The sequence below is a fragment of the Croceimicrobium hydrocarbonivorans genome (assembly GCF_014524565.1).
GTDB classification, from domain to species: Bacteria; Bacteroidota; Bacteroidia; order Flavobacteriales; family Schleiferiaceae; genus Croceimicrobium; species Croceimicrobium hydrocarbonivorans.
The window spans coordinates 1,737,089-1,762,176 of the sequence record NZ_CP060139.1 but is presented as its reverse complement, the minus strand read 5'-3'; the positions used below and the strand labels follow the sequence as shown (position 1 = coordinate 1,762,176).

General features: G+C 44.4%; 23 protein-coding genes and 1 riboswitch. Of the genes, 12 read left to right on the top strand and 11 right to left on the bottom strand.

Features of this window, described 5'->3' with window-relative positions; all coding sequences use genetic code 11:
* Window positions 1-20: 20 nt before the first annotated feature.
* From H4K34_RS08005 to H4K34_RS07995, 3 genes are all read right to left on the bottom strand, one after another.
* The gene (locus H4K34_RS08005; RefSeq protein WP_210760299.1) at window positions 21-989 is read right to left on the bottom strand and encodes a homoserine dehydrogenase; all 969 of its coding nucleotides are present in this window, start codon (window positions 987-989) and stop codon (window positions 21-23) included.
* A gap of 1 nt (window position 990) precedes the next feature.
* Window positions 991-2,157 carry a trans-sulfuration enzyme family protein gene (locus H4K34_RS08000; protein WP_210760298.1) on the bottom strand — a complete coding sequence of 389 codons (1,167 nt, stop codon included), beginning with the start codon at window positions 2,155-2,157 and terminating at the stop codon, window positions 991-993.
* 121 nt (window positions 2,158-2,278) lie between these two features.
* A riboswitch (SAM riboswitch) is annotated at window positions 2,279-2,387 on the bottom strand.
* Between the two features lie 198 nt (window positions 2,388-2,585).
* Window positions 2,586-3,581 (bottom strand): fasciclin domain-containing protein, encoded by a 996-nt coding sequence (locus H4K34_RS07995; protein ID WP_210760297.1) that lies wholly within the window; start codon window positions 3,579-3,581, stop codon window positions 2,586-2,588.
* A 204-nt stretch (window positions 3,582-3,785) separates the two neighbouring features.
* Here H4K34_RS07995 and H4K34_RS07990 point away from each other — a divergent pair, with 204 nt between their 5' ends.
* The 7 genes from H4K34_RS07990 to H4K34_RS07960 all read left to right on the top strand — a co-directional run bounded on the left by H4K34_RS07990 (window position 3,786) and on the right by H4K34_RS07960 (window position 10,433).
* Window positions 3,786-5,165, top strand: a complete 1,380-nt coding sequence (locus H4K34_RS07990; protein WP_210760296.1) for a cytochrome ubiquinol oxidase subunit I — start codon at window positions 3,786-3,788, stop codon at window positions 5,163-5,165.
* A 1-nt stretch (window position 5,166) separates the two neighbouring features.
* Window positions 5,167-6,213, top strand: a complete 1,047-nt coding sequence (gene cydB / locus H4K34_RS07985; RefSeq protein WP_210760295.1) for a cytochrome d ubiquinol oxidase subunit II — start codon at window positions 5,167-5,169, stop codon at window positions 6,211-6,213.
* 211 nt (window positions 6,214-6,424) lie between these two features.
* Complete coding sequence (locus tag H4K34_RS07980; protein WP_210760294.1) at window positions 6,425-7,489, top strand: 3-oxoacyl-ACP synthase III family protein; 1,065 nt, start codon at window positions 6,425-6,427, stop codon at window positions 7,487-7,489.
* A gap of 40 nt (window positions 7,490-7,529) precedes the next feature.
* Window positions 7,530-8,273, top strand: coding sequence for a DUF4625 domain-containing protein (locus H4K34_RS07975; protein WP_210760293.1), 744 nt, complete (start codon window positions 7,530-7,532; stop codon window positions 8,271-8,273).
* A gap of 55 nt (window positions 8,274-8,328) precedes the next feature.
* On the top strand, window positions 8,329-8,943 hold the full coding sequence (locus tag H4K34_RS07970) for a hypothetical protein (protein WP_210760292.1): 615 nt from the start codon (window positions 8,329-8,331) through the stop codon (window positions 8,941-8,943).
* Window positions 8,944-9,029: 86 nt separating this feature from the next.
* Entirely contained in the window at window positions 9,030-9,641 is a 612-nt protein-coding gene (locus H4K34_RS07965; protein ID WP_210760291.1) for a hypothetical protein, read from the top strand.
* Between the two features lie 177 nt (window positions 9,642-9,818).
* Entirely contained in the window at window positions 9,819-10,433 is a 615-nt protein-coding gene (locus H4K34_RS07960; protein ID WP_210760290.1) for a hypothetical protein, read from the top strand.
* A 50-nt stretch (window positions 10,434-10,483) separates the two neighbouring features.
* Here the strand turns inward: H4K34_RS07960 and H4K34_RS07955 are convergent, their stop codons facing one another.
* The 3 genes from H4K34_RS07955 to H4K34_RS07945 are packed head-to-tail and all read right to left on the bottom strand — an operon-like array spanning window position 10,484 to window position 13,284.
* Window positions 10,484-11,854: a hypothetical protein gene (locus H4K34_RS07955; protein WP_210760289.1), complete on the bottom strand. Its 1,371-nt coding sequence runs from the start codon at window positions 11,852-11,854 to the stop codon at window positions 10,484-10,486.
* A complete protein-coding gene (locus H4K34_RS07950) occupies window positions 11,855-12,001 on the bottom strand; it encodes a hypothetical protein (protein WP_210760288.1) in 147 nt (48 codons plus the stop codon).
* Entirely contained in the window at window positions 11,998-13,284 is a 1,287-nt protein-coding gene (locus H4K34_RS07945) for an arylsulfotransferase family protein (protein WP_210760287.1), read from the bottom strand. The genes H4K34_RS07950 and H4K34_RS07945 overlap by 4 nt, the downstream gene beginning before the upstream one ends.
* Before the next feature lie 184 nt (window positions 13,285-13,468).
* On the opposite strand from H4K34_RS07945, the gene paaZ reads away from it, so the two are divergent.
* Window positions 13,469-15,520, top strand: a complete 2,052-nt coding sequence (gene paaZ, locus H4K34_RS07940) for a phenylacetic acid degradation bifunctional protein PaaZ (protein ID WP_210760286.1) — start codon at window positions 13,469-13,471, stop codon at window positions 15,518-15,520.
* A 68-nt stretch (window positions 15,521-15,588) separates the two neighbouring features.
* On the opposite strand, the gene H4K34_RS07935 is transcribed toward paaZ, so the two are convergent.
* A complete protein-coding gene (locus H4K34_RS07935) occupies window positions 15,589-16,494 on the bottom strand; it encodes a DDE-type integrase/transposase/recombinase (protein WP_210758049.1) in 906 nt (301 codons plus the stop codon).
* A 20-nt stretch (window positions 16,495-16,514) separates the two neighbouring features.
* Complete coding sequence (locus tag H4K34_RS07930) at window positions 16,515-16,847, bottom strand: helix-turn-helix domain-containing protein (RefSeq protein WP_210760285.1); 333 nt, start codon at window positions 16,845-16,847, stop codon at window positions 16,515-16,517.
* A 229-nt stretch (window positions 16,848-17,076) separates the two neighbouring features.
* Between H4K34_RS07930 and H4K34_RS07925 the strand changes: the two genes are divergently transcribed.
* Window positions 17,077-17,427, top strand: coding sequence for an antibiotic biosynthesis monooxygenase family protein (locus tag H4K34_RS07925; RefSeq protein ID WP_210760284.1), 351 nt, complete (start codon window positions 17,077-17,079; stop codon window positions 17,425-17,427).
* A 200-nt stretch (window positions 17,428-17,627) separates the two neighbouring features.
* On the opposite strand, the gene H4K34_RS07920 is transcribed toward H4K34_RS07925, so the two are convergent.
* Window positions 17,628-17,981, bottom strand: a complete 354-nt coding sequence (locus tag H4K34_RS07920) for a hypothetical protein (RefSeq protein ID WP_210760283.1) — start codon at window positions 17,979-17,981, stop codon at window positions 17,628-17,630.
* A gap of 247 nt (window positions 17,982-18,228) precedes the next feature.
* Window positions 18,229-20,052 carry a metallophosphoesterase gene (locus H4K34_RS07915; protein ID WP_210760282.1) on the bottom strand — a complete coding sequence of 608 codons (1,824 nt, stop codon included), beginning with the start codon at window positions 20,050-20,052 and terminating at the stop codon, window positions 18,229-18,231.
* A gap of 122 nt (window positions 20,053-20,174) precedes the next feature.
* Between H4K34_RS07915 and H4K34_RS07910 the strand changes: the two genes are divergently transcribed.
* From H4K34_RS07910 to H4K34_RS07900, 3 genes are all read left to right on the top strand, one after another.
* Window positions 20,175-20,945, top strand: coding sequence for an enoyl-CoA hydratase/isomerase family protein (locus tag H4K34_RS07910; RefSeq protein WP_210760281.1), 771 nt, complete (start codon window positions 20,175-20,177; stop codon window positions 20,943-20,945).
* Window positions 20,946-20,968: 23 nt separating this feature from the next.
* Window positions 20,969-21,943, top strand: a complete 975-nt coding sequence (locus H4K34_RS07905) for a DUF3078 domain-containing protein (RefSeq protein ID WP_210760280.1) — start codon at window positions 20,969-20,971, stop codon at window positions 21,941-21,943.
* 111 nt (window positions 21,944-22,054) lie between these two features.
* Window positions 22,055-24,130, top strand: coding sequence for an alpha-ketoacid dehydrogenase subunit alpha/beta (locus tag H4K34_RS07900; protein ID WP_210760279.1), 2,076 nt, complete (start codon window positions 22,055-22,057; stop codon window positions 24,128-24,130).
* Between the two features lie 393 nt (window positions 24,131-24,523).
* On the opposite strand, the gene H4K34_RS07895 is transcribed toward H4K34_RS07900, so the two are convergent.
* Window positions 24,524-24,985, bottom strand: a complete 462-nt coding sequence (locus H4K34_RS07895; RefSeq protein ID WP_210760278.1) for a ribonuclease H-like YkuK family protein — start codon at window positions 24,983-24,985, stop codon at window positions 24,524-24,526.
* Window positions 24,986-25,088 lie beyond the last annotated feature (103 nt).

Below are 25,088 nucleotides of genomic sequence, written 5' to 3'. Positions count from 1 at the left end.
TGCAGCCGGGCGCTTTGCTTTTAAACCACGGCTTCTAAAGGAGCTTTTTTCAATTTGCTGTAACGATAGCGAAAACCGCGCTGCCATTGAAAGAGATCGCTTAGTAGGGCAGAGGCGGTTGCATCGGCCCCGGCCCCGCTTCCGGAATAAAAATGTAAACCTCCAATGGCGCTGCGCACTTGAACCGCATTGCGTTCATAGTTAATTCGGTTAAACTCTGAATCCGGAGCTACGGCACTCAGCTTAATTTGTAAACTTTGAGCATCAAGCAGGGCTAAGCACTTATGGCTTAGTCCAGGTTCTAATGCTTGACTGCTCGACTCATCAATGGAGGTTCGTTCTACCTGGTTTAGGCGATATTGTTTCCCAAAGGCATGGGCAGCCAGAATCACCGCTTTGGCAGCCGCATCTTTTCCTTCCAGATCATTAGAAGGGTCACTTTCGGCAAAACCTTTGGCTTTAGCTTCGGCTAATGCTTCTTTAAAGCTCAAGCCTTCCAGCTGAATTTTACTTAGGATATAGTTACTGGTGCCATTTAAAATGGCTTCAATGCTCAGGATTTCCTCTTCCTCAAAATGGCTTTCCAAAAGCCGAATGATGGGAATGGAAGCCGCTACAGCTGCCTCGTATAAAAGCGATTGACCGCTATTTCGCTGATGGAAGATGAGTAAGTCCAAATTTTGAGCAATCATTTGCTTATTGGCACTAATTACATCTTTACCGCGCTTAAAAGCTTGAATACAGAGTTCATAAGCAGCATCCGGATCATCAATGCATTCCACAATCACTTTGATCTCCGGATCACTAAGCAAGGTCTCAAAGTTGGTACTTAGCAAATGGCTCGGCACCTTCCTTTCCTTTTCCGGGTCCTTTACAGCGATGCGACGAATATCAATGCGATCTCTATAATGCTTTTGCACCACATCATAAAGTCCCTGGCCAACGCAGCCTAAGCCCGCTAAGCCAATACAAATGGGTAAGTCCTTCATTTTATTTGACTAAGGATTTCGGTTTAGGCAAACTTTGAAAGGCGAATTCCAAGTCTTCAATCAGGTCTTCCGGATCTTCAATACCTACCGAAAGGCGAATTAATGAATCTTGGATACCGCATTGGTGGCGGACTTCAATGGGAGTTGATTTATGGGTCATTAAGGCGGGAATGCAAAGCAGACTTTTAGTGCCTCCTAAACTTTCGGCCAGTTTAAAGAGACGGGTCTTTTTCACAAATTCCAAGGCGGGTGCCTCACGATCATCTTTAAGGCTAAAGGAAATTACTCCACCAAACTTCTTTTGCTGCTGTCGGGCAGTAGCGTGGTTGGGATGGCTTTTTAAACCCGGATAATGTACTCGGTCTACGGCCGGATGTTTTTCCAGCCATTCCGCAATCTGATGGGCACTATCGCTTTGCTTGTGCACGCGCAATTCCAGAGTTTGAATTCCGCGTATGGTCAGCCAAGAGTCCCAGGGGCCAAGCACTGCACCAGTGGCATTTTGGATAAACTTGATTTTCTCGGAGTCGCTTTTGCTTTTGCAGACTACAATTCCGGCAATCACATCAGAATGACCGCCCAGATATTTGGTAGCCGAATGAATAACGATATCGGCACCTAAAAGCAGGGGCTTTTGCAAAACCGGTGAGGCGAAAGTATTATCGACCACTACCTTGATGTCTTTTTCCCGGGCCAGGAGGCTAATCGCTTCTATATCGCTAACCTTAAGGGTAGGATTGGTTGGGCTTTCCAGCCAGATGAGTCGGGTTCGCTCCGTAATGGCATTGAGGACCTGCAAGGGATCGGTTGTATCCACGTAGTTGACCTTGATCCCGAATTTCTCGTAGATGTGCGTAAAACATCGATAGGCGCCACCGTAGATGTCGTCCACTGCAATGATTTCATCGCCAGTGCTCAACAATTTGATCACGGAGTCTACAGCCGCCAAACCGCTGGCAAAGGCAAAGCCCTGATAGCCGCGCTCTAATTGGGCCAGCAGATCTTCCAGTGCCTGACGAGTAGGATTGTTGCTACGGGAATAATCAAAACCTTGGTTAACCCCCGGTGCCTCTTGCACAAAGGTTGAAGTTTGATAAATCGGAGTGCTGATCGCTCCGGTTTCAGCATTTTCGCTTAAAGCGTGAATAAGAGTTGTGCTTTCTTTCATAAGTGCTGTTTTTAAGGTTAAAATCAAACACTTATCACAGAGGGTAGAATTATAAAAACTCTCTTCCTCCTGCAAGATTTGTAGGAGGTCCGAAACACAATAGGAAAACGGAGAATCTCTCTACTTATCTTTCCACATTTCTGTGGTAGGAATTAGCACCTTTCCGCATTTGAAAACGGCAGGTTGCTAAGGTTTCACAGGGCCTGACCCTCCACCTTTCTGGATAAGCATTATTGAAAAGAACAACGCTGCAAATTTATTCGAATAAAATTTGAATCGAACAAATGCGATTTTTAGACAAGGGCTGGTTTGCCTTTTAAGATGCTGATATTCAAAGGAAAAAAATTTGAAAATATTTTAGTGCCGCCCATGAAAAAAGCCTGATCGACATGATCAGGCTTCTCAAATTATAGTGGAATTAGGTAAAATTATTCCGGCAAAAGGACCGCATCTATGAAGTGAACCACCCCATTGGTGCCAATCAAATCGCCTTGAACTAATACCGCATCTTCAGTCGCGCTATTGTTATCAATTAGCTTGATTTTGGTGCCAATATTCACAAAGAATTGGAATTTACCCCCCAGGCCATTATCTGCCAAGGTGGTGATGTTTCCTGTTTGCAATTCCGAGCTTAAAATACCGGTGTTTGTACCGTGGTAGAGTATCACATCAGCCAACTTATCCGTACCCAAGGAAGCTACCAATTCAAAGAGATTGGTCACATTGGGAGTTTGGTTTACCAGCGAATCAAAGGCTGCATTGCTAGGGGCAAAAAGGCTGTAAGTCTGACTCTCATTAGCCAGTACGGTTTTGAGGTTTCCATCTGCCAAACCAATGGCGGCTTCAAAACTGCTGTAGGCTGGATTCACCTCAATAAGGCCATAAACGGTCATGGGAAAGTTCACCGAGCTAATCGCGTGAATAGTTCCGTTATTGGCATCGATATTAGCTTCTTGAACTTGGACGGCACCATTTAATTTGAGTTGAGCTCCTTTATCAAGATAGAGGTGTAAGCTGTCTTTTTCCGCATTAATGGCCAATGTGGAATAATAGCCGCTCTGCAGTTGTACTGAAGTATAATCGCCCTTTAAAAGATGGTAAGCCAAAGCTTCTTTAAAGGCCTCCATGCCAATACCTTGAATAAGACCATCAAGATCAGAATAGCCCTGATCCGTAATCCAGGCGGTAAAAGCAGCATCGGTAGGTGCGAAAATGGTGAAGTTGCCATTGCTTTCCAGCATCGACTCCAGTCCGGTTCGTTTTAATCCATCCACCAAAATGCTAAAGCGGCTATCCGCAGAGAGGGTGGCATTTAAACTTTGACTTTGATTATTGTTGTTCGAGCCAGAGTCATCGTCATCAGAGCATGAAGCTAAGACTAAACTTAGGCTGATCAGTAGAACGCGAAAAAAGGGAAATTTCATAATCTTGGATTTTGGGTAAATCACTACAGCGAATTTGGTGATTTGATTGGCTATTCTCAAATACTAATTCAGAATCTTTTTTGTTAATTCGGGCTAATATCAATTCTGCCTCAGCAAGGATAGGAAAAAGGTATAGAATCTTTGCTAGCTTCTAAACGAGCGAGGAGCTTTGGAAGGTATATTTGATAGAGCAAAAATCGCTTTATGGAAGTCGAAATCCTCGCGCGCCTTCAATTCGCCTTTACGGTAGCTTTCCATTATATCTACCCTCCTCTAAGTATTGGCTTGGGTCTTTTAATGGTCATTTTCGAAGCATTATTTCTTCGTACTCGCAATCCCCAATATGAGCAGCTAGCAAGATTTTACACTCGCATTTTTGGATTAACCTTTGGGATTGGAGTGGCCACTGGTATTGTGATGGAATTCGAATTCGGCACCAATTGGGCAGTTTATTCGCGCTATGTGGGCGATGTGTTTGGCTCTGCCTTAGCGGCGGAAGGAATTTTCGCCTTCGCAATGGAATCGGGCTTTTTAGGCCTGCTTTTATTCGGATGGAATCGTGTAAAACCTTGGGTGCATTTTTTAGCCACGGTAATGGTATTAATTGGCTCCATGTTTTCGGCCGTTTGGATTGTGGTGGCCAACAGTTGGCAACAAACTCCCGCCGGTTTCCATGTGGTGGGTGAAGGTATAAATGCGCGCGCCGAGATCACCGATTTCTGGGCTATGGTTTTTAATCCTTCATCAGTAGATCGCCTTTGGCATGTTTGGAATGGTTCCTTTTTAGCCGGTGCTTTTTTGGTGCTCAGTATTTCCGCTTTCTACCTTATTAAAAACAAGCATGTGGCTTTAAGCCGAAAGGCCTTTAAAATTGCTCTGGTGGTAGCTACCTTTTTCTCTTTACTTCAAGCATTTAGCGGTCATTCCTCCGCCAATGTGGTGGCAGAATATCAGCCGGCAAAGTTGGCCGCATTAGAGGGGCAGTATGAAGACAGTGATGATGCCGGAATAATGATTTTAGGTTGGGTTGATGAAGAGGCCCAAAAAACGACCGGGATTGAAATTCCTTCGCTTCTTCACTTAATGACCAATAAGGAAATTGGGCAAGACACTATTCATGGCTTGAATCACTTTCCGGCGGATCAACGTCCGGAGCGCATCAATGCCATTTTCCAGTTTTACCATATTATGGTGGGTATCGGCTTTAGCTTAATCGGCCTCACTTTATTGGCTCTCTTCTTCTGGTGGCGGGGGAAATTATTCGAGCAAAAATGGTTGCTGAGAATCTTTGTGTTTTCGGTCCTTCTTCCGCAAATCGCCAATCAGTTTGGTTGGTTTTCGGCAGAAATGGGTCGACAACCCTGGGTGGTTTATGGCCTATTACGAACTAGCAATGCCCTTTCGGAAGCGGTGACAGCAGAACAGGTGCTCTTTTCCATCATCTTGTTTTTTGTGGTGTATGCATTCCTCTTTTTACTCTTCCTCTATTTGTTGAATCGTAAAATTCAACATGGGCCGGATGAAGCCGAAAAAGTGGAATACAGCGATGCGCCCAAGCGTACAATTAGTGGAATAATTAAATAATATGGAGGCAGAACTTTCTTATTTCCTGGGCATCGATTATCCAACCTGGTGGTTTTTAATAGTGGGTGGAGTATTTGCCGGTTATGCCATTTTAGATGGTTTTGATTTAGGAGCTGGAAGCATCCATCTCTTTTTAAAGAAGGAGCAAAGTCGGCGAATAGCCTTAAATGCCATCGGACCGGTTTGGGATGGCAATGAAGTTTGGTTGGTGATAGCGGGAGGGGCACTTTTTGCCGGTTTTCCGGTAGCCTATGCCTCTTTGTTTTCGGCCTTCTATATTCCCTTTATGCTCTTTTTGGTGCTCCTGATATTTCGGGCCATTGCTATTGAATTTCGTTCCAAGGAGGATATGAAATGGTGGCGAAATTTTTGGGATCGCGCCTATTTTGTGGCTAGTAATTCGCTTTCCCTCTTATTGGGAGTAGTGGTTGGGAATTTAATGATCGGCCTGCCCATAGATGAACGCGGAAACCTGGTGGGCTCTTGGTTGCAATTGCTTAATCCTTATGCCTTACTAATGGGCTTTACCATCCTCGCTCTTTTTGTGATGCACGGGATTATTTACCTCCTTCTCAAAACCGAAGGCCGTCTCTATGCCAAATTGCGCATCCTCTTAAATCGGGCGGTTATCCTCTTCATTATCGCCTTCACAGCGGCCAGTGCTTATGGCTTATATGCCTATCCCAAATTATCGGATGACTTGCAAAACTCGCTGAGCTTTTGGATTTTACCCAGCCTCGGAATCTTGAGCATTTTAAGTATACCTCAGTGGATTAAAAGACGGAAATTCCGCATTGCCTTTGTGTCTTCAGCCTTGGCCATTGCTTTGATGCTTGGGGTTTTAGCCTTTGAGCTTTATCCGGTATTACTCTATTCTACTATTGATCCGGCTTATCATATTGATATTTATTCGGCCGCTTCTTCACAAAAATCCCTGGGCATTATGCTCCTAATCGCAGCCATAGGCACTCCCTTGATCTTGGGCTATACCACCTTTGTCTTCTATACTTTTAGAGGGAAGGTACGATTGGATGAGAATAGTTATTAAGGAGTTCCTTGATTAGACAATAGACCTTAGACGATAGAAATTAGATCGCGCGCTGCGCTGTTAGAGGGATCATTTTTGAGCTGAGGTTTCCAATCTAAGATCTCTTTATTAGTGATGGCTATCAGAGTATAGCGTACTATTTACAATATCGATCTCTTTGGAGGCTTGATTTTAAAGGATATTTTATTCCTTTGGAATAGAGAAGCATGGTATGAATCTAGAAATTACCGGCACCGGAAGTTGCATTCCAGAACTTCAGGTCCCCAACCAGAATTTTAGTGGCAATGAATTTTACACTCGCGAAGGTGAGCGTATTAATCAGGAGGGTGAAGAAATCATCCGAAAGTTTCAAGAGATAACGGGGATTCGCGAACGACGCTATGCTCGTCCAGATCAGCAAACTTCAGACCTGGCTACCATTGCTGCCCAAAGAGCGATTGATGATGCCGGTATTGACCCTGAAACTCTGGATGGAATCATCTTCGCCCATAATTTCGGGAACATCCCACAGGGTAAAATTCAAAGTGATATCCTGCCTTCCCTGGCTACTCGGGTAAAGCATGACCTTAAGATTAAGAACCCTAATTGCATTGCATTCGACATTCTATATGGTTGTCCGGGCTGGGTGCAAGCGGTAATTCTCGCCTACAATTACATTCTCGCTGGCCAGGGTAAGCACTATTTGGTGATTGGTGCAGAAACGCTTTCGCGCAAATTAGATCCCCATGATCGGGATTCGATGATTTTCTCTGATGGAGCGGGAGCTGCAGTAGTAGAGGCTATCGACAAAGACCTGAAAAAGGGAATTCTCAGTACAGCATCCCAAACCTTTACCGAAGACGAGGCCTATTATTTGAATTACGGAGAGAGCAATAAGCAAGATGTAGGGCATGATACCCGCTATATCAAAATGCAGGGGCAGAAGATTTATCAATTTGCATTGACTCATGTTCCGGCAGCGATGAAGCTTTGCCTGGACCGTTCGGGATTAAGCATTGATCAGGTGAAAAAGGTCTTGATCCATCAGGCAAACGAAAAAATGGATGAAGCCATTATTAAGCGTTTCTTCCGTTTGTATCGCACACCCGAACCGGAGGGAATTATGCCCATGAGCATCCATCTTTTAGGCAACAGTTCAGTGGCGACGGTACCCACTCTACTCGATTTATTACGTCGCGGTGAGCTGGAAGGTCACGAGTTAAATGAGGGCGATGTGATTCTCTTAGCCTCGGTTGGGGCTGGGATGAGCATCAATGCCATTACCTATCGGATTTAAGCAGGAACTGTATATTCGCGCAAATTTTTAACCTGAAATCATGCGCAAATCGTATTTAGCGATGGCTAGTCTGGCCATTGTGGCAATTATCATGTCTTGTAATAAGGATGAAGAATTTATCATCCCTGAAATAACCGAGTATTCATTTAATCAAGAATCACAAGAGGTAGTATTAACTGCCGGTGAGAGTTTTGAATTTCAAGCGCAAGTCAAGGATAATGCACAGCTATCCAAGCTTAACTTAAGTATTGAAACGAATAATGGCAATTGGTCCTATTCTAAAAGCTTCAATCTCTCGGGTACATCGGCTAGCGTTAATCAGCAGATTGAGCTTTCTTCAGATGCTACCCCCGGTTCCTGTCTTATTAGGTTGACTGCCATAGATGCATCTGGAAATAAGACCAGCACTGCCTTTCAAGCTATGATTGAGGATAACCGTCCTCAAATTAGTTTAAGTGCACCCAGTATTTCTCCTTCAGATAATATCATTCATTTAAGCGCTGGATCACCGGTAACATTTATGGGCTTAATCACCGATAATGAAGATCTGAGCAAGGTGATCATTCAAATTAATGTGAAGAATAATATTGGCGGCCCTAACCAAGTTCTGAATGAGGAAATTGATTTTAATGGAAGCAATGATACAAGCTGGGACTTTAATGGTGGCTATACTGTTATGATTCCTCAGAATGCCATTTCGGTAAATTATCAATTGACCATTACGGCTTTAGATAATAAAGGCAATTATGGCACCTTTAAACACGATGTTAAGATTGCACCTTAATTTCAATTCCACTTTGGTTTAAAGCTTTTCGCTTGATTAATCTTAATTTGTAGCGATGATCTGGAAATTGATTCGCATCGGTACGCTGCTAACTGCTCTTACTATCTTTCTTACGGCTTGTAAAGAAGATTCGCAAGATAAAAATAATGCTGTGCTCTATGAAAAGTTCACCGCCTATATCAATGGCGAATTCTGGACGGAGCAAGGCGGGAAGTTTAATTGTTTTCCTCTGCAAACCACCTATGTGAAAAATCCGGGTTCTTATGGCGATAACCCAGGGGGATTTCTTGCTGTAGTTGCAAAGGATTGCCAAAATTCTAATGTGATGGGACTGATACTTGACAATATTTATTCTGAGGGTACCTATCTATTTGATTCCAACGATACTAGTTCTGTTTTCTTAGATAGAGAATCTCGAAACCTAGATACAATGGAAGTGTTCCCTACGGAACATTATAGCTATCATGCAGTATCAGGCCAACTTACCATTAAAGAGTTTCGCACTGTTTATTATGATACCATCTCACCGCCCCAGTATGCTCAAAACCGACCCGGCTGGATAGAAGGCACTTTCGAAATGGTTATGGTAAATGATATCAGTAAATCTCCCCCTGGCACTATTCAAGATACCTTGCAGATTAGGGATGGGAAGTTTGCCGCGATTTTGTGAGGATGAATCTGATTTATCTTTGAGAAAGAGCCCTGACCATTGCAATTTCTCTAGTGTTGCAAATAGATTAATCTAAATACGAAAAGATGAGTTTGAAAAAAATATACATCTATTCGATGCTATTCCTTACATCGATCTCTTTTATTGCTTGTGAAAAAGGGGAGGCGGATAATGGAAGTACAGTCCTTTATGAAGAGTTCAGTGCATTTATCAATGATGAGTATTGGTCAAAAAACCCAGGTGTAGGTTGCTTTTCCTTAATTAAAGTGTATACAAAAGAAGCTAATAGCTATGGGAATAATCCAAGAGGCTATTTAGCAATTGTAGCGACTGATTGCCCTACAGATAATGTGATGAGTTTAGTTATTGACAGCGTTGACCAAGAAGGAAAATATATATTCAATTCGAGCGATACGCTTTCAGCCTATATGGATTGGAAATCCCGTGAATTAGATACACTGGAGGTTTACCCTATTGAATATTATAGATATAGAGCAGTTTCAGGCTGGCTTAGGATAGAGCAACTAAGACCAGCATATTACGATACGATATCTCCACCAGAGAAAGCTCAAAATCGACCCGGCTGGATTGAAGGAAGCTTTGAAATGGTCTTGGTGAATAATATTAGTAAAACTCCTCCTGGTACTATTCAAGATACCTTGCATATAAGGGATGGGAAGTTTGCCGCGATTTTGTGAGGATGAATCTGTTCTAGCCTGATCAAAGAATATTGCTTACGCATGCACTAAATGTTCAGCAGTGTTAAAATCAATGGAACACCTAGCCAAAAGGATTAACGGGTTTATATTTAGACAATAACCCTGACCATTGCAATTTTTCTAGTGTTGCAAATGGATTAATCTAAATACGAAAAGATGAATTTGAAAAAAATATACATCTATTCAGCACTTTTCGCTATCTCTCTCTCAATTACTGCTTGTAATAAAGAAGAGCAGGATAACAACAATACGGTACTGTACGAAAAATTCACCGCCTATATCAATGGCGAATTCTGGACTGAGCAAGGCGGGAAGTTTAATTGTTATCCTCTTCGAACGACCTATGCGAAAGGTCCTCGCGTCCTTGGAGAGGACCCTGGAGGCCTTCTTACTGTAATAGCAGAGGATTGCCAAACTTCGAATTGGATGATGCTAAGATTGGACAGCATTTTTTCTGAAGGCACCTATCTATTTGATTCCGGTGACACGAGTTCACTTTTCAAAGATTGGGAGTCTATGCTTTTGGATACATTGGGAGTATTCCCTACGGAACATTATAGCTATCATGCAGTTTCAGGCCAGCTTATCATCAAGGAGTTTCGCCCTGCTTATTATGATACCATTTCTCCGCCCAAATATGCCCAAAACCGACCCGGCTGGATCGAAGGAAGCTTTGAAATGGTCATGGTAAATAATATTAGGAAATCCCCATCAGGTTCTATTCAGGATACCTTGCAGATTAGTGATGGGAGCTTTGCCTTGATTTTGTAGTCTTTGATTTACTTATCCAGGTTTAATAGCTATTCCTGAATTCTTTAAAACTACAGCCGTTTTTGTAATTGGGCATAAATCTCCAAGGCCTCACTATGAAGGGCCTGATCATAGTCCAAATCTACCTTCCGCTGATTTACAAAAGCCTGCGGAGCTTCATTTTCCCATTTTAATTGGAACGCTGCGAGGGCTCGATTTAAATAAGATACCGGCTCGGCACAGAAAGCCTCATAAGGGGTAAAATGGATATTAGGGCCTTCCAGCTCTAGGGCAAAACGATAGTATTCAATCCAGATTTGCAGCCAGTAATTGAGCTCACTTTTATTACCCTCCGGCAATTGACCACCCTCAAATAAAAAGGGCTTTTGATTTAAGCCAAACTCGTGATGCCCCAACCAATTCATATAGTCTAAAACAAAGGCATCTTCACTTTGCATTTCGCAATATCGCTGGTGCATGGATCTTAAGGAAGCCGCATGAAATAAGGGCTGACGAAAAAGTAGTACCAAATGAAACTCACTGTTCTCTTCCCTCAATCCGCGGTAGCGCAACAAGAAATTATTGTTCTTGGCCAGGTAAATTTGCTCGGGGCTTTGGCGGATAATACTTTGATAGTCTAAATAAGATTCATGCGCATCCGCCGAAAGGCGATATTCCTCCAAGCAATGCTCTTTAATATAGCTATCCTTACTGATGGCCTTAAAGAAATACTCTTCTAGGGCTTCATTAGAATTCATACCCAATTGAATGCCATCCTTATGACTACGCTCTTTACTCTTGCCCGTTTTAGGCTTGTAAAAACGCGACCATAAATGAGGGCTCAGCAAAAAGGGCATATTGCCATAATTCAAACTTTGAAATTGGGGCAAAGTAGCCAGATGATTCATAAAGCTGGTAGTACCTGCTCTTGCTAAACCACTGATAATTAAGAAGTCTTGCCTTTTTTCAATTCCTTTGCTTTTTACTTCGCGACGAAAAAGCTTAAGGCCCAAATGGTAATTATTCAGTACCATTCGATGTAAGAGCATTGCCAACTCTGAATAGCCGGATGGTGACTTCTTGAAAGGTATTAGAAAGGGTATAGTAGCACCTACAGAAAGAGCCATGATACTTTGCCAAGAGCTGAGTTCTGGAGCCGCTTCCCCATCTTCCAAAGCGATAAAAATATCATGGAGGTTTAGGCTAATCAGGATAATTGCAGCCGCAGCAATGAGCAGTCCAATAAAAGCGAATAGGTTAAGAATCAGCTTGCCGGTATGCGACTGTAATTCTTCGAGCTTTTCGTCATCATCCTGATCGCCCAGCATAATGTCGAGCACCCGAGTACTGCTAATAGCCAGTCGGTAAAAGCTCTTCCGCCCCCAGCGAATCAGGCCAAAAGCCAGGGCAGCCGAAAGGGCCAGAATGAAGTAAAAAACCATTTACTTTTTCTTCTTTTTACCCATGCGCTTAATGCGGAGGTAAACGATATAGCCTAATGAAAAAAGAACCAGGGCACCAATCAATAAGATCAGCACGATGGCGCCGGCGCTCATGCCCGGACCGATATAGAGAAAAGGACTTGTCATGGTTTTTTACTTAAAATTCGGGTCCAGTTCGAAAGGTGATGATGCCCTTCATGCTGCGAAGGAAGCACATTTTTATACAAGAGCTCTCCATTTTTAAATACCCAAAGTTTTCCGCTGTTCTGTTCTTCGATCCAAAGGCTGCCATCGGCTAAAACTTCTTGCATTCCTTCGGTGAAGGTTTGAATTTGATGCTCATCATAGACCTTCTTCTCGTAAGGGTACAGCCTTTCGTTTTTAAGGTCGTAGGCCATGGTATTGGAATAGTAATCTCCGGCATCGATGCGCTGATCAGCCACCCGCCAATTGCTCGGACGACTGCTCCAGAAGGTGTGCGAATTATTGTTGAAGAAGATAATGGTACTATCGTTCAAGAAATCAATATCGTGCTGGGAATAGAAATTACCTTCAATCAAGCGAATCACTTTATTGGTGGAAGGGCGATAGTGCATCAGCGCGGAGCAGTTTCTAAAACTCAGGAACAGATCGCCTTCTTGGTACCAAGCGGTAGTTTTTAAAGCGGGCTGTACATCGTTAAGGTGAATAGGATCCTCAATATTGGGTGACTTCATGATCAAATTCGAAAGCCCGTTTTCATTCAAAATCTCAGTAATGGATTTATGAAAGAGGAGCTTACCCGTATTGGGGTCTAGTTGGCTGATGGTATTATCGATATACACTAATTCTCGGCCATCCACATCGTAAAAACCTTTGTAGATAATGAAACCGCCATTTTCCTTAGTATAGGTGCAGGCCCAGATATTTCCGGCGCTATCGAGGTTAATCGAGTGGTGATGGGCAATGGTATCCTGATTCCAAATTTGGTTTCCAAGCGAATCCAAACAAATTAAGCCGGTAACACCATTGTAAGAATAAACCAAGCGCTTGCCTGGCAAAAGCAAAGGATCCATAATACGATCATGCGCCTGATAAGGGTTGGCAATATCCCATTTATGAAGGCTCTCGTCGTTTTTAAGATTGCGGATTTCTACGCTGCGCCCTTCTTCGGCATTGCTATAGCTGATAAGGGCATAAAGATCATTCTCCAATTTATTTACGGCCTCAAAACCGGCAGGGGTAGGCACAAAGGTTTCGGGAAGTTTTTTTACTTCTTCCACCGATTTTTCAAAGAGGTCGAGAAAGCTTACATAGGCATCCAGGCCCTTGCCCACTTTGTCGCCCAATATCTTATCACCGGTACTATTGTGCTTAACTAACCAGCCAAAAACAGATAAGCCAAAAAGGCTGAGAATGATGATGGCTAAGCGTAGGAAAAATTTCTCCATGGTTTACAATCTGGCGCAAAAGTAGGGAAGATAGTCAAGATCGAATCGCAGGCTGAGAGAGGCCTGTCAATTTTCGAGGGGAAGCAGAACCTTATTGAGTATCAGAGTCCAGCCTAGTAATCCAAATAGGCCCTTGTAAAGCCTTAATGCTAAACGTAAATTAGCCTTCTCAAAAAAGCACAAGATGCAGCAAATTCAGAATTATGTACAGGGTGAATGGGTTTCTGGCCAAGGCGAGGAACTGATTGCCCGCGACGCGATACACGGAACCGAAATTGGAATTGTTTCCAGTGCCGGATTAGATTATGAGGCCATTTTAGATTATGGTCGCAAGGTGGGTGGCCCTGCCCTCCGTAAAATGACCTTCCAGGAAAGAGGGCGAATGTTGAAGGCTCTGGCCCTGCATCTCGTGAAAATCAAAGATCAGTTTTACGAAACCAGCTTTAAAACCGGAGCCACAAAAATTGACTCTTGGGTAGATATTGAAGGCGGTTTTGGAAACCTCTTTGCCAATGCCTCATTACGTCGCCAGTTTCCGGATTTACCCTATTATGTTGATGGTAGCCATGCGCCTCTATCCAAGAACGGCACATTTATCGGACATCATATTATGGTGCCTAAGCGCGGAGTGGCCATTCATATTAATGCCTTTAACTTCCCGGTTTGGGGAATGCTCGAAAAAATTGCGGTGAACCTGATGGCCGGTGTTCCTGCAGTAGTGAAGCCTTCTGAGTACACCTCTTTCTTAACAGAGCATGTGGTGCGCGAAATTATCGCCTCCAAGATCTTACCGGAAGGTGCTCTGCAATTGCTAACAGGTTTAGGGCGCGGAATTTTGGATCATGTGACCACCGGCGATACCGTAACCTTTACGGGTAGTGCCGCTACCGGGAAGAAATTGCAAGCTCTGCCTCACATCATCGATCGCTCGGTTACTTTCAACCTAGAAGCCGACTCCTTAAACGCTTCGGTATTAGGTCCGGATGTGGAACCAGGTATGCCCGAGTTCGACATCTTCGTAAAAGAGGTTCAGCGTGAGATCACCACTAAGGCTGGTCAGAAGTGTACGGCCGTACGTAGAATTATAGTTCCCGAAGATAAGATAGACGCGGTGCAGGAAGCATTGATTTCTCGCTTGCAGAAAACAAGTATTGGTGACCCTCGAATGGAAGGAGTGCGCATGGGATCATTAGCCTCCAGCATTCAGGTGGAGCGCCTGGCGGAGAATATTGCCCGCCTTAAAAATTCGCAGGAAGTGGTTTATGGCGACCTCCGCGATTTTGAAGTGATGGGTGCCCAAAGAGATAAAGGTGCTTTTGTAAGCCCCACTTTGTTCCGCAACGACAATCCTTTTAGCAATACCGATGTACATGAAGTGGAATGCTTTGGTCCGGTATCAACCTTAATCCCTTATAAAGGCTTAGCCGAAGCGGCCGAGATTGCCAATATGGGTAAAGGTTCCTTGGTGAGCTCCATTATTACAGCCGATGATAAATTGGGTCGCGAATATGTAGTGGAAGCCGCACACATGCACGGTCGAATTATGGTGTTGAATGCTAAGAGTGCCAAGGAAAGTACTGGTCATGGTTCGCCCATGCCTCTACTTACGCACGGTGGACCCGGACGAGCCGGTGGCGGTGAAGAGATGGGTGGAAAGCGCGGTGTATTGCACTATTTACAGCGTACCGCCATTCAGGGACACCCGGATACTATTACTGAAATCACTCAGGTATACCAACCCGGCGCCAGTCGTCCGGAAGCGGAAAAACACTTATTCCGCCAGCATTTCGAAGAGCTCAAAGTGGGGGAAACTGTATATACCCACCGTCATACCGTTACGGATGCCGATATCGCCAGCTTTGCTCAGGTGAGTGGCGATAATTTCTATGCTCATGTGGATGCCACTTCTCTGGAGGGCACCATCTTCGAGGGTAAGGTGGCGCATGGCTACTATGTACTTTCTAAAGCAGCCGGTATGTTCGTTGATCCCCGCAAAGGACCGGTATTATTGAACTACGGTATTGATGAATGTCGTTTTACCAAACCGGTATATCCTGGCATGACTATCGGCGTGAAGTTTACCGTGAAGGAAAAGATCGATCAGGAAAAACGCAGTAAAGATGATATCGCTAAGGGCATCGTGAAATTCAATGTGGATGTTTACGATGAGGAAGGCGAGACTGTGGCTCTGGCAACGATCTTAACGATGGTGAAGAAGATGGATCAGAGTGTATAGGAGAGACTATAGATTTTAGACAATAGACAATAGATGGGTTGATGCCGCCTGAAAATGGTTGTCACTACCTACTCAGATATTTCTACTAATTTATACTTTTTGTTTTTAGTTCTAGGCTTACTGGGCTTAAGGTTTAAAGTGTAATTACTTGGACTGGATTCCATGGATTTGATTTTCCATTCAAAGTCTATTGGAGTGCTATTATTCAATACTCGCTTTTGCTGGAACTTGTTATGGTGTTCCACTGCTTGTTTGAGGCATAGTCTGAGCTCATGAAGGTTAGTAGGCTTCCAGTAATTGAGGTATCGGTTTTTAATCAAATCATTGGTTTTCTCTGCATAGGGGTTTTCCCATGAATAGTAACACATACTTTGCTTTAGGCCTTTGCCTTTGCAATACTCACGATAGCTACGCTCTTCATACTGTCGGCCTCCATCACTATGATGAATAAGACCGCTTAAGTTGGTGTAGCCGTCTTTCTTTCGAGTGGCAATGGCCTGCTTTAAAACCTCTTTGAAGTGGACTGCGCTAGCTCTGCTATAAGCCCCATAGCCTAGGATCCTTTGAGAATAAACATCCGTAATGAACATCAAATAATACCATTTTGATCCTTTCAGATAATAGGTCATATCGGCTTGCCAAACTTCATTGATGGATCGTACTTGTTTATCAATGAGAAGGTTGTCAAACTTACGTTGGTCGCTTTTGGTGGTTCGGATATACCTAGTATTCCTTTTAACCTGTAAGCCCAGTTCAGCAGCCAATGCCTCGAACTTATCCCGTCCAATGGAAAGCTGATCCGCATGAGCATAATAGATGGGTCTACAACCTAAGCCAGGGCAGGCCACACGCGCGGACAGGATCAGGCTACGCAGGCCGTCTTCAAGCCCAACAAGCTCCCTTCTTAGAGCTTGGGGCTTGTAGTAGGCCTGCCGGCTAAAGCCCAGCAAATGACAACTTCTCCTGATCGACACTTCAGTCTTTGTCTCCAGCTTTATTTGCCTTTGGATGCTCTGGCGCCAAAACTTTTTTTTAGATCCACCTTATATTCTTCTGAGGCCAGATCTACGATATGGCGGTACAAATCGGCTTCTAACTGCTTTCGTCCTAAAGCAGCCTCCAACTCTTTGGTGCGCGCCTCTAATTCCTTCAGACGTTTGTCAACACTATTGTTTTCCACTACTATGCGTGTTTGTGTCTTCAAGGTACGAGAATACTTGTTTAACCAGTTATAAACCGTTTGCGGTGATTTAATCTCGAAAATCCTACAGGCTTGATATACCCGAAGTTCTCCCGATTCAATCTGTTTGACCACTTCCTTGCGCAAGGTCTGATGCCGCCTGAAAATGGTTGTTGCTTCGAGTGGAGCTTTGGTGGATTGTTTTACCGCAGCGGCGCTAAGAAGCTCCTGCCTGCCGGTAGGCAGCTGTGAACCTCTGCGTCCTCTGTGCCTCGAGCGACGTAGGAGCGGGCGGTGAAGCAACCTCACAATGATTCAGACCATAAGCCAAAGCGTATCTTAGCTCCCTTCCGTTTTTACCTAAAAAATAGCAATTATGATAACCCACTGGAAAGGCGACCCACCCACAGCACCCTATTATGCGGTGATTTTTATTTCTCAAAAATCGGAGCAATTGGATGGCTATGCCGAGGCGGATGCCGAGATGATGTCGGAAGCCCAAAAGCAGGAGGGCTATTTAGGTTATTCTTCTTCCGGGGAGCCCAAGCAAGGAATCTTCATTTCCTATTGGAAAGATCAGGAGTCTATTCAAAAATGGCGTGCGCATAGCGGGCATATTCAGGCCAAGCAGAACGGTAAGCAATCCTGGTATAACTATTACCACAGCATCATCGCCAAGGTAGAGCGTAGTGTAATCCACGGAGAGTGGTTGGAGGGAATTCAGTAGATAGTAGATAGTAGCTGGTAGTTGGAGCTGAGACAATAGAATTTAGTCAGTAGACTTTAGATGCTAATGACTGTTGATCTATCGGATACAACTTTAATGGCTTTACCCCGGAGATGCACCTGTCTGCCGGTAGGCGGGAAGCTTCGCAAAGAGCTGATGGCTTGCTTGAAGCAGATTAAGGGCGAGCGGTGAATCACCTTCTACAACCTTTTAATCTCTAGTAAAAAATGAAGTGGATAGTATTCCAGTTCATCACTAACTTTCAGATCTATATCATGTCTAAAGTTGGCCCATAAATCGCCTGGCCCATATGTGATTTCATAGACTTTATTCTTCCGATAAAAACTTTTAGGGTGATTTACATAATCAGGCTGCAGTAAAAAGATGTCGTCCGTCTCCGTAGACTGAAACTTTAAGAATTCAAGTTTGCCAGTTTCATCAGCAAGCTCAAGCTTGAATTTGTCAATTAGCCGGGCTTCCACCACCAGAGCAGATGAGGGCGCAAGCGCTGAAAGACCGAAAATAAAGGGAAGCGATAAGAGAAGGCTTTTCATGTATTTATTCCTTTAATCGAAAGGGAAGGTACTTCAAAGCGTCTGGCTTACCTATGAATCTTCATTTTTGCAAGGTCTAAACCTTTGCGTCCCTTCCCGCCTACCGGCAGGCAGGAGCTTCTTTGCACCATTAGCGAAGCGGGCGGTGAAAAGATCAATCAACAGCAAAACCCCTCTGTGTACCTCTGCGCCCACCGAGTCTCGAGCGACGAAGGAGCGGGCGGTGAAGCAACCCTATAAAGCTTTATTACCTTTTCTCCTCCACCCTAAAGAAATACCCCGATCCCACATAGTTGTCGGCGTTTCGCCAGATAGGAAGCCAACTATAGCGGACAACCTCCCCACCATCTTTATCATCAATCCCCACATTCAAGCGTAGGTATTGCCAGTTTTCACCTTGGAAGCTTTGGATATAGGAAATGGGCAGGGCTAGCTCACCTTCATAACCATAGTCGGTTTGGCGACAAATCATTTTTGTGCCTTTGGGGAGATTATTGCGATAGGCCACGGAAGGCGTGGTATCATTCGCCGGGCTAAGCTGCTGAACGAAGTCTTGGGCATACCAATCATGACCTACACTTACCGCACTGCGTCCCATCTTTTCAGCATTGGCCACAAAGCTTAAATTGTCTTGCTGCCAGGTAGCTCCACCGCCATAAGATTGAATGGTGTCGTCTGTAACTCGCGCTGCAACGTAAACGTATTGCTCATCATAAGCCAGGTCGAATTCTACTTTTACTGTACCGGCATTGCGTTCGAAAGCATAGCTCATGGCACCCCACTCTTGGGTGGAGCCATCCACTTTAGGCTTTTGGGAACATTGTTTCAAGGCTCTTTTTCGCAGGGGCTTAATCCTGTAAACATAGGGGTAGGAGATATGGGCGGGCTCGCCTTCAGCGCCCAGTTCTAAATCGGCAAACAATTGGGCGGGAATTAAGGAGTCTCCCTCTTGGGAGAGGAGCTTAAGATTCATGAAAGCCACGCTATTCGGGGCGACCGAAATTTGGCTGCTATCTGCAAAGAGCGCCAAGTTAGGACTGTTCTGGGTGCGGAAATTCAAGCGCATCGGAACATTTTCATCATTGGTGATCTTCAGGCCTAGACTGCCTGATTCAAAACGCTCACCTTCAAAAAAGAGAGGTTCAATTTCGATGGGTGAATGGGCACTAAATTTCTCAATTAGATTTTTGGTGTCTTGGGTAACCACATCTTCGGTCCAAATACCATCCAAAGCCAAATTGGCCATAATGGGGCCTTGATCGGTCATGGTCACCCACATCATATGATCGAACTCCCCCAATTTAGGTCCGCGCAGGCCTGATCCTCCACCGGTAGTAGCCAGGGTAAAGTACTTGCCATTATTGCGCTTTTCCTTCACATAGCGATGCTCATGCCCGGCATAAACAGTATGATTGCGATCGCCTAAAAGGGCTTCCAGCTCTTGCCAACGTACTGTATTTCTCTGATGCCAAAGGGGCTGATGCATGAAGATCAAAGTCCAGCGCACATCGGGATTATCCTTCAAAACTTTGGCGGCATATTCAAATTGGGCATCGGAAATAGTGCCATGTCCGGCTCCTCTTTGTTGGTCCTCGGAATTGAGGCAGAGGAATAAAACATCTTTATAGGTGAAGTGGTAATAAGTAGATCCAAAGCGCGAAAGCCACTCTTTCTCCATTACCGCATTGGTGATATCGTGGTTACCCGGCACATAGAAGAAAGGCATTTGCAGATGACCCACAAAAGAATTGAACTCATTCCATTGGCGGGCCAGCTCGATGGTATCCAGGGTATAGCCTTCGATGAGGTCGCCAACGCTCATCACAAATTCGGGCTGCATTAGGTTGAGCTTATTTACCCCATCCATAAAAACTCCGGGACGATGACCGCCAGTACGATCGGTTACAATCGCAAATTGAAAACGACAAGGATCATTCTGAAAAGCCAGGTGATTAAAGGGCTGAGCCGCCTTAGTGGTATCTACCGAAAAGTTAAAATCAGTAGAACAGTTTTCCTGGGCTTGCATCGATCCAAAGCAGAGCACGGAAAAGTAAAAAAGCACTTTTTTCATAGATCAAAGGAACTAAACTAAGGTTAGCCAGAGGTTAAGGGCAAATATCTATTCGGGCTGAAAATGTAAATCATCTTCGGCATTCGCGCTAAGCGCTTTACCTTTGCGGCAAAATTTGAACTATGTCGGACGCATTACAACAAGGATACATTCAAACCAGCATTGAAGAAGGTGTAGCGAGCATTGAGTTTTTTCACCCAATGAGCAATTCGCTGCCCAGCAAACTTTTATCAGAATTGGCGGCGGCCATTACTGAGGCCGGTACGAATGATACCGTGAAAGTAATTGTATTGCGTTCTGCAGGTGAGCGTGCTTTTTGCGCGGGTGCCTCTTTCGATGAATTGATTTCCATTCAGGATTTAGATCAAGGCAAGAAGTTCTTCAGTGGCTTTGCCAATGTGATTAATGCCATGCGCAAATGCCCCAAGTTTATTGTAGGTCGCGTGCATGGCAAGGCTGTGGGTGGAGCGGTAGGCTTGGCCTCGGCGGTAGATTACTGTTTTGCCACAAAATTTGCTTCGGTAAAATTATCAGAGCTGGCAGTTGGTATCGGGCCTTTTGTAGTTGGACCAGCGGTAGAACGCAAAGTGGGCTTAAGCGCTATGAGTGAATTAGCAATTAATGCTACCGAATGGCGCGATGCACAATGGGCCCATCAAAAAGGGCTCTATTATCATTTACATGATACAGTGGCCGAGATGGATCAGGCAATGGCCGAATTAATAGAACGTTTAAAAGGCTTTAACCCCGAAGCGATGCGTCAGTTGAAAGAGGTTTTCTGGCAAGGATGCGAAAACTGGGATCAGCTATTAGCAGATCGTGCGGCGATTAGCGGTGAATTGGTTTTATCAGAATTTACCCGCAATGCCATCAATGCCTTTAAGAAGAAATAATAATTTTGCAAAAAATTGCACTAATGCCAAAGGCCGCCCTCCTTATTATCAGCCTCTTGAGCTTGTCCCTCCACGCTCAGAATAATGCTTTGGTAAAAGAAAAAGATGTTCTGGAGTTTCGGAAACTCTCCATTCAACGTTTGGGGCAAGATGCTCTGGACACCACCAAGTGGGATTTAGGAGGAAATTTCGGGATTCAATTTACCCAAGCCAGCTACAGCAATTGGCAGGCGGGTGGTGTGAACTCGATTGCCGGGAATACCATTTTCACGGGTTTTGCTAATTATACCGGTAAGGGCAAATGGGTGTGGAGCAATGCCATGACCTTGGCCTATGGGGTTAACTTTCAGGATACCATTTTCAATAAAACCGACGATCGAATTGAAATCGAATCACGCTTAGATTACCTCCACAGCAAAAAATGGAGCTATTCGGCTTTACTTAATTTCCGTACTCAGTTTCGTCCCGGTTACGAAAACCCCGGAGATATAGGTGACGATGTTAAGATTTCGGATTTTATGGCCCCGGGCTATTTTCTTTTTGGTTTAGGAGCTACCAATAAGCCGAATAAGCGTTTTACCATGTTCTTGTCTCCAATTACCGCAAAGGCTACTATCGTTACGGTTCAAAGACTAGCAGATGAAGGAGCCTATGGTGTTGATCCAGGAAGTAGTTACCGTTTGGAAGCAGGGGCTTATGCCAATATCACCTATAAGCGCAAGCTTTGGATGAATGTGGATTTGCAAGGTCGAATTGATCTCTTCTCCAATTATGTGGAAGACCCAAGCTTAATCGATATCAACTCCGAGCTGATCATGTTCTTTAAGGTCAATAAGTTTATCAAAGCGAATATTTCTTTGGCCTACATCTATGACCATGATGTGAAGTTCTATTTGGATGAGAATAATCCAGATTTAGGTGTTCCTCGCTCCCAGTTTAAGCAGGTATTGAGCATTGGCTTTAGCTACGATTTTGGCGCTGCAGCCAAAGACGAATAAGGCCATCTTAGCAGATATTTTTCTTTTTTAAGCCTGTCCTATAAAGCCTTTCGGCTGAGGGGCCATCCTTCGCTGTGCATTTCCGATATTTGCAGCAGCAAAAAAATACGCATGTCTGCACCTACCGAAAAAGCACCTCTGGTTTCTATCGATATTGCAAAAAAGGCTTTCCGCCTGATGAGTGCTGCCAAACAAATGGCAGAGCTCTATGAAGAGAATAAAGCGATCACAGCTAAATATGTACACGCGGCTTCTCGCGGTCATGAGGCGATTCAGATAGCTTTAGGCTTACAGCTTCAGTCTTACGATTATGTTGCCCCTTATTACCGCGACGATTCTATTCTGATGTCAATTGGAATGCGTCCCTACGATTGCATGTTGCAATTATTGGCGAAGCGCGATGATCCTTTTAGTGGTGGACGTACCTATTATTCGCATCCCAGTTTAAATGATGCGGATAAACCTAAGATTCCACATCAATCTTCGGCTACCGGTATGCAAGCTATTCCTACCGCTGGGGTAGCGATGGGAATTCAGTACCGCGAAAAGATGGGCCTTACGGAAGGAGATGAAAAGGCTATTGCGGTATGTTCTATTGGAGATGCAGCCATGACCGAAGGTGAGGTTTCCGAAGCTTTGCAGATGGCGGCTTTGAAGCAATTCCCTTTGCTCTTTTTAGTGCAGGATAATGAATGGGATATTTCGGCGAATGCCAAGGAAACTCGTGCGCAAAATGCCGCCGAATTCGCTCAGGGATTTAAAGGCATTGAAGTTCGCAGTATAGATGGTAGCAATTTCGAAGAGTCTTACGCTACCTTGGAAGAGGTAATTGAATTGATGCGTAAGGAGCGTCGACCATTCCTCGTACACGCTAAGGTGCCTTTATTAGGACACCATACCTCCGGAGTGCGTAAGGAGTTTTACCGCGATGATTTGGAAGAACATGCTTTACGTGATCCCTGGCCTAAGTTACGTGCCTGGCTTGCGGAGCATGGACTTGAGGAAGCGGAGTTAGATACTATTTACAAAGAGGAAGGTGAGCGTGTTTTAGCCGATTATAATGAGGCCCTGGCTCAAGAAGATCCTCGTCCCGAAGATTTATTTACCCACGATTTTGCCCCCAGCCCCATCACCGAAGAAAAAGGGGAACGCAGTCCACAGGGCAAGGAAAAAACCGTGATGGTAGACGCAGCACTTTTTGCGATTCAAGAAATTATGGCCGAGCATAAAGAGGCCTTATTATATGGTCAGGATGTTGGTGGTCGCCTGGGCGGTGTGTTCCGCGAAGCCGCAACCCTTGCACAAAAATTCGGTGATGACCGAGTATTCAATACGCCTATACAAGAAGCCTTTATTATTGGTTCTACGGTAGGGATGAGTGCTACTGGCCTTAAGCCTTTTGTGGAGGTTCAATTTGCAGATTATATCTGGCCCGGTTTAAACCAGCTTTTTACGGAGGTAAGTCGCAGTAGCTATTTATCCAATGGCAAATGGCCGGTAAGCTCGGTAATCCGTGTGCCTATTGGCGCCTATGGAAGTGGTGGTCCTTACCACTCTAGCTCAGTAGAAAGTGTGTTGACCAATATCCGTGGAATTAAGATTGCCTATCCCAGTACGGGAGCCGATTTAAAAGGTTTGATGAAGGCTGCTTATTATGATCCGAATCCGGTAGTGATGTTGGAGCATAAAGGATTGTACTGGTCTAAGGTGAAGGGAACTGAAGATGCTAAAACCGTTGAGCCTTCGGCAGATTATGTATTACCCTTTGGTAAAGGACGCATCGCTTATGAAGCCAGTGCAGAAAGCATGGCAAATAATAGCAGTTTATTAGTTGTCACCTATGGAATGGGCGTGTATTGGGCTAAAGCAGCGCGTCAGGCCCTAAACAATAAAGTTGAGGTGCTTGACCTTCGAACGCTTTATCCTTTGGATGAAGAACTAATCCTGGAACGTGTAAAAGCGCATGGTAAGGTATTGATCGTAACTGAGGAACCTTCTCGCAATGGCTTCTCTCAAGGATTGGCAGGATGGATTCAACAAGAAGCTTTCCGTGACCTGGATGCACCCGTAATGGTGCTGGGTTCCGAAAATATGCCGGCCATTCCCTTGAACAGCACATTGGAAGCCACAATGATCCCTAATGCAGAAAAGGTACAGGCGAAATTAGAAGAGCTCGCAGCATATTAAGCTGGAGCTTCAATCAAAATAAAAAGGGCCGCTGATATTCAGGGGCCCTTTTCTTTATTTAACTCGCAATTGGTTCAAATTTCTTTAAGCGGAACTGGTAGTTGAACTGTTTAAACAGCACCCGTCGATTGCTGGTAATACTAGGTCCGCTGCAACGATTGTTAATCAAAGACACTTGGCCGCCTTTGTCGCTGGCCTTCGATCCTGATTTGTGATTTGTAAATATTCCCATGTCTCCCCGTATATTGGAGGCCTAATGTAAAAAGTACGATTTAGAATCACAAGCTTAAATCGTTATTTATCAGTAAATTATTTTGGTAAAAAAATTTATATAGTTAAAAAGCGCCTATTTTACTAACGGTTTATCAACAGGTTCGAATTTCTGTTAGTAGATTATTGGCAGTGGCGATGCGCACCACAACTTGCTGCCCAGGAATGGGGTTTTCCGGCTCCTTCGAAGCCCATAGCACTAATTAGGCCTATAGAAGCATCATATAATTGATGAGATCGAAAACGAGGATTCGAGTTAATATCAACGTGTACCGTTATTGCAGTCAGGCCTTTGAGCTCCGAAGCTACTGCCACCGCCTTTTCTACTTCTGTCCATAATCGGGTATATTGATCGGGTGGAGTTTTCACGACTTCATTCTTGTAAATCTCACTTACGCCTCGGCCAATGTCCCACATACAAATGGCGGTGCTGTATTTGGTTTGATGGCCCCTGACTTTGGAATCGCAGCCCACGAAAATCTTACCTCGCGGATGCTTATTAAGCCAAGTGGCTACATAGGCGCGAGGATTTTCAATTACTTTATCGTCGTAGTTACGGAATACAGGATTTGGAATGGCCCTCATTTTCAAATATTTGGGAGAATTTAGGAAAATGTGAGCGAAGGGCCTTTACCGAAAGGTTAAAAAGAGAAAGGGAGGCTTATTGCCTCCCCTTGTTTCAAACTAA